Origin of the sequence: Micromonospora sp. S4605, assembly GCF_003176715.1 — a bacterium.
GTDB classification, from domain to species: Bacteria; Actinomycetota; Actinomycetes; order Mycobacteriales; family Micromonosporaceae; genus Micromonospora; species Micromonospora echinaurantiaca.
Genome location: NZ_QGSW01000462.1, coordinates 1 through 2,427 on the forward strand (window position 1 = coordinate 1; position 2,427 = coordinate 2,427).

Below are 2,427 nucleotides of genomic sequence, written 5' to 3' on the forward strand. Positions count from 1 at the left end.
GCGCCGCCCGGACCAACCCCGCCGCTACCGACCCGCCGGCCGCCGCTACCGGCGCGGCAGGTGAGCCGGAGCCGGAGCCGGGGGAGGACGACCTGGGGTGGTGGGCCAGCCTGCGCGCCGGGCTGGCCGAGGTGCGCGCCGACCCGGCGGTCCGCTCGGCGGTGCTGCTGGTCGCGGCGGTCACCGCGGTGTGGGGCGCGCTGGACGAGTACACCCCGCTGCTGGCCCGGGACACCGGCGTCGCCGCCGAGACCGTGCCGCTGCTGCTCCTGCTGACCTGGGTCGGGGTGAGTATCGGCGGGCTGCTCGCCCCTGCCGGTGAGCGGCTCGGCCGGCGCGGGCAGGCGGCCCTGCTGGGGTTCGCCGGTCTGGCCCTGGCCGCCGGGGCGCTGCTCGGCCGGCCGGTCGGCTTCGTCCTGGTCGGCCTGGCCTTCTGCGGCTTGCAGTTGGCCAGCGTGCTGGCCGAGGCGCGGTTGCAGGCCCGGATCACCGGGCCCGGGCGGGCCACCGTCACCTCGCTGGCCGGGATGGCCACCGACCTGACCATCATCGTGGTCTACGCCGGGTACGGGCTGGTCGCCACGGCGGCCGGCAACGGGGTGGCCTTCGCGGTGGCCGCGGCGGTGTACCCGCTGGTCGCCGTGCTGCTGGCGCTCGGCGGGCGGCGGCGAGGGGTGCCCGCGCCCGGTCGCGGCGGGCAGCGGGCGGCAGCCGGTCGATAGCCGTCGGTGGCCTTCGCCGGGTCAGTCGGCGATGCCGGTGAAGGCCACCACCCGCTCCACCCGCAGCCGCACCAGCAACTCGCCCGACACCGCGTTGCGCCGGCCGTACCGCTCGGCCTGGTCGTCGCCGACGTAGCGGGCGGCGATCCGGGTCGCCCACGTCAGCATCTCGTCGAGGTCCTCGCTGACGGTGACCCGGCCGCGCACCGCGACGAACGCGTACGGCGGGTGCTCATCGTCGACGGTCAGCGCCGCCCGCGGGTCGCGCCGCAGGTTGCGCCCCTTCACGCTGCTCCGCCCGGTGTTGAAGACCAGGTCGTCGCCGTCGAGCACGAACCAGACCGGCGCCACGTGCGGCGAGCCGTCGGCCCGTACGGTGGCGAGCTTGCCGGTCCGGGTGCCGTGGCTGGCGAACGCCCGCCACTGTTCGTCGGTCATCTCCTGCGCCATGGCGCCATTCTGGTCGAGCGCCAGCCGCCCGTGCCGCCCCGGGCCTGCGGCTCGGACGGGGCGGCGCGGGCGCAGGCGGTGGCGCGACCGCTGGGCGGTGCGGCGCCGGCCGGGGCTACCGGGTGGCTGCCGGTCCGGTGGCGGCCGACCGACCGCCACCGGACCCGGCGGTCAGCCGCCGACGTGCAAAAACGACCACTGGTGGCCGTCGAGGTCGCGGAAGCCGCCCATGTAGAGGCCGCCCTGCTCCCGCGGTTCGCCGAGGCTCTCGGCCCCGGCCGCCACGGCCCGGCCGATCAGGTCGTCGACCTGTTCCCGGCTGTCCAGGCCGAGCCCGACGATCACCTCCCGGGTGGTCGCCGTGTCCGGCACGTCGACGCCGGTGTAGCCGGCGAACGAGCTGGCGGTGTGCAGCATCAGGTGGGTCGTGTCGGTGAGGGTGAGCTGGATGCTGGTGCCGTCCGGCGACAGGTCGCCGGCGTGGAACCCGAGGATCCGGAAGAACTCGGTGGAGGTGGTCAGGTCGCGCACCGGCAGGTTGATGAAGGTCGTGGTCATCGCTGGTCTCCGTCCGACTCGAGGAGCTGCTTGAGCGCGGCCAGCCGCTCCCGCCAGTACGCCTTCAGCCGCGCCGCCTGCTCGGCGTCGGCGAGCTTCTCGTGCTGCACCGCCACCCGGGACTTCGACTCGCCGGCGGCCGCGAAGCCGACCACGATCCGGGTCGACCCGTCGGCCCAGTCCGCGCGGAACGACTTCGGCGTGGTGGCCGTACGGACCCGGACGTCCTCGGGCAGCCACCGCCGGCGCAGCGCGTCGTCGGCGAACGCGTCGAAGAGCCGCCGCACCGGCACCGCGACGGTACGGGAGCCGTTGGCCGAGAAACCGCCGCCGCGCCGCTGCCCGGGGGCCCGCAATCCGCGCGCCTGCTCGTAGCCGACGGTGACCGTCTGCGCCCACCAGCCGGGCACCTCGTGGGTGGTGACCAGCCAACGGGCGATCTCGGTGTGCGTACGCCCGGTGCCGCCCCACTCGTCGAGCAGGGCGAACCACTGCGCCCAGGCGCGCCCGGTGCGCTCGCTGAGCAGCGCGTCGGAGATCCGTTCGGTCTGCTCCGCCGGCCCGGTCTCCGTCGCCGCCGGACCGGCCTGGTCGGGCACCGACCCTGCCGCCGGGCCCGTGGCCGGAGAGATCGGGGCCGCCGGGGCCGGGGCCGCCGGGGCCTGGCTCTTATACACATCTCCGAGCCCACGAGACC

At 76.1% G+C, this 2,427-nt stretch carries 3 protein-coding genes and 1 pseudogene; 1 reads left to right on the top strand and 3 read right to left on the bottom strand.

All coding sequences use genetic code 11. The features are described 5' to 3' along the window. Positions 1-722, top strand: a pseudogene (locus DLJ47_RS34220) (MFS transporter); the annotation flags it as partial. Between the two features lie 21 nt (positions 723-743). Here the strand turns inward: DLJ47_RS34220 and DLJ47_RS34225 are convergent. The 3 genes from DLJ47_RS34225 to DLJ47_RS34235 all read right to left on the bottom strand — a co-directional run bounded on the left by DLJ47_RS34225 (position 744) and on the right by DLJ47_RS34235 (position 2,329). Then, entirely contained in the window at positions 744-1,172 is a 429-nt protein-coding gene (locus DLJ47_RS34225) for a PPOX class F420-dependent oxidoreductase (RefSeq protein WP_109906367.1), read from the bottom strand. Between the two features lie 171 nt (positions 1,173-1,343). Further along, entirely contained in the window at positions 1,344-1,730 is a 387-nt protein-coding gene (locus DLJ47_RS34230; protein WP_109906369.1) for a VOC family protein, read from the bottom strand. Then, positions 1,727-2,329, bottom strand: coding sequence for a hypothetical protein (locus DLJ47_RS34235; RefSeq protein WP_199236126.1), 603 nt, complete (start codon positions 2,327-2,329; stop codon positions 1,727-1,729). The genes DLJ47_RS34230 and DLJ47_RS34235 overlap by 4 nt, the downstream gene beginning before the upstream one ends. Positions 2,330-2,427: the final 98 nt, after the last annotated feature.